Origin of the sequence: Arthrobacter sp. UYCu712 (genome assembly GCF_040547005.1) — a bacterium.
GTDB lineage: Bacteria > Actinomycetota > Actinomycetes > Actinomycetales > Micrococcaceae > Arthrobacter.
This window is the reverse complement of record NZ_JBEPOZ010000061.1, coordinates 1-2,107: the sequence shown is the minus strand read 5'-3', so window position 1 is coordinate 2,107 and position 2,107 is coordinate 1. Positions and strand designations below refer to the sequence as shown.

General features: G+C 58.3%; 3 protein-coding genes. 1 reads left to right on the top strand and 2 read right to left on the bottom strand.

The window, feature by feature from the left end; all coding sequences use genetic code 11:
- On the bottom strand, positions 1-972 hold a 972-nt coding region (locus ABIB51_RS23130), incomplete at its 3' end, for an MFS transporter (protein WP_354191731.1).
- Between the two features lie 224 nt (positions 973-1,196).
- Here ABIB51_RS23130 and ABIB51_RS23125 point away from each other — a divergent pair.
- The gene (locus ABIB51_RS23125; protein ID WP_354191730.1) at positions 1,197-1,868 is read left to right on the top strand and encodes a ScbR family autoregulator-binding transcription factor; all 672 of its coding nucleotides are present in this window, start codon (positions 1,197-1,199) and stop codon (positions 1,866-1,868) included.
- Between the two features lie 50 nt (positions 1,869-1,918).
- On the opposite strand, the gene ABIB51_RS23120 is transcribed toward ABIB51_RS23125, so the two are convergent.
- The coding region (locus ABIB51_RS23120; protein WP_354191728.1) for a hypothetical protein at positions 1,919-2,107 on the bottom strand (189 nt) is incomplete at its 5' end.

Below are 2,107 nucleotides of genomic sequence, written 5' to 3'. Positions count from 1 at the left end.
CCAGGCCAAGGCAGTCGGAAAGACCGGTCCGATCGCGAACCCCGCCAGAGCCAGACCAATAACTGCGGCGCCAGGGATGAAGGCCACAGCCGAACCAATCGTCATGAGTGTGCAACTGAGCGTCACAACTGTCCCCGGACGCAGTCGCTTAGTCGCTGTGGCCAGGACGAAACGACTTGCGGTCATGCTGAACCAGAACAGAGACGTTGCCGCGGCTGCCTGCTCGACGCTGATCCCTGTAAGGGTCAGATAGGTTGCTTCCCAGCTGCCAATTCCGCTACCCACTGCGACGTGGAAAACGAAGACACAGATCATTCCCGCGAATCCAACAATGACGTAAAGCTGTTTGCCTGCCGCCATTGATGATCCCGTCCTAGCGGCGTTTGCTGGGGTTTCCGGTGCTGCCGAACCCTGGGTGGGGAATGACAGGACTCCCTGGATCCCCAAGGCGGTGGTGAGGGTGAGAAGGGCAAATCCCGTGAAGTACAGCGGGTAGTGTTCGGGACCGAAGAGGGCGACCACCAGAGGGGCGAGGATGGCCCCGATGCCGAAGAAACCGTGGAGAAGATTCAGCATCTTTCCAGAACCGGAGCCAAAAGCCACGGCAAAGAGGTGGCTGAAGGCATAATCCAGTGCCCCGAAGCCTAAACCGGCTGCAGCTGAAGCTGTAATGGCAAGAATCAGGGTCGGTGCCCAAGCGAAACCCAGGCTACCCAGGAGCAGGAGCAGGTAGCCGGCTGCGAGCGTGATTCTGTTGCCGATCCGCGCATGGAGACTTTGACTGGAAAGCACTCCGAGAAGGCCCCCGATGAAGTGGGCACTGATGACGATGCCTACGGCGGAGGGGGAGACCTCGAACCGTTCTATGAGCCGGATCAGAGATGGACCATAGAGTGCTTCGAGCGCGCCGATGAGAAACATCCCACCGAAGGACGATGCGATTCCTAACGGGGTGAACAGGCGATTGGACATGAAGAATCCTTAGTGATTGTCAGAGAAGAGCGCGCTCCGAATGTGGAATGCGAACGCCGCGGGTGCAGCCCGTCAATCCAGCCTGCGAGGCAGACCGGTCGCGGGCGATGAAAACATTCCCTCTATACTTTTTTCACGTGACTGGGTCCCCTGATGGAGGTCCGGTTGGCGCCCCCCACAGAGCCTGACGCCACACCAGGCTCTGTTGACAGAGGAGAAAACTGATGATGGTGCAGGTGCGTGCCGAGAAGACGCGATCCGCAGTCCTACGGGCGGGAGCTGTCGTGTTCAACCGCGAAGGGTTTGCTGGCGCTACTGCCGCTGCCATCATTCGGGAAGCCGCAGTTTCCAAGGGATCGATGCAGTTTCATTTCCAGACCAAGGAAAAGCTTGCCCAGGCTGTGATCGCTGAGTACAGGCAGGAGTTCGGCCCCGCTTCTGATGCCGTATCCAATCAGGGTGGCAACAGCATGACTGCTGCGATGGAAGTCTCGGCGGTGATCGCTCGCCAGCTTACTGAAGAACCGTTTGTCGGGGCCGCATACCGGCTGACCATGGAAGAGTCCACGTTCGCTTCCCGAGTAAGCAAACCTTATCTGGACGCTATCCAGGTGTTCGAAGGGCTATTCCACCGGGCGGTCTCCGAGGGAGAGCTCCGCCCAGGCATCAATGTGGAGGACCTGGCCCGATATGTTGTGGCCTCATTCATAGGAGTGCAATTGGTCTCTAACACCCTCACGAGCCGTACCGACCTGATCGAGCGGGTAGCCCATATGTGGCTATTCCTGCTTCCCTCCATCACCGAGCCCCGATGCCTCCATGAGCACTTGAAGACGGCCCGGAGCATCTTCGTTTCCCACTACACGAAGTCCCGGTCAGATCTTTCCGTAAATTAATCCCCGGGTTTGCGTGCTGCTCCACCGTTCCGGCTGTAGACCCCGTTGAGTCATACGACCTCTGGCTCAAGCTGATAGACGGACTCCTCGTGTCCCGTAAGCCGGTCAATCACCGCACCCTTGGTGCCCGTTAGCCGAACGTCATTTGACCTGGACCATGGTTCAACCACAAGACTTACGATCATGATGATGCCCGTGATAACGAACAAAGGTGCTGTCACTGCCGCCGGAACTGTACC

What these genes read in the sequence shown, in the direction of transcription:
- ABIB51_RS23125 (WP_354191730.1), top strand. Translation starts at nt 1,197, where the DNA reads ATGATGGTGCAGGTGCGTGCCGAGAAGACGCGATCCGCAGTCCTACGG.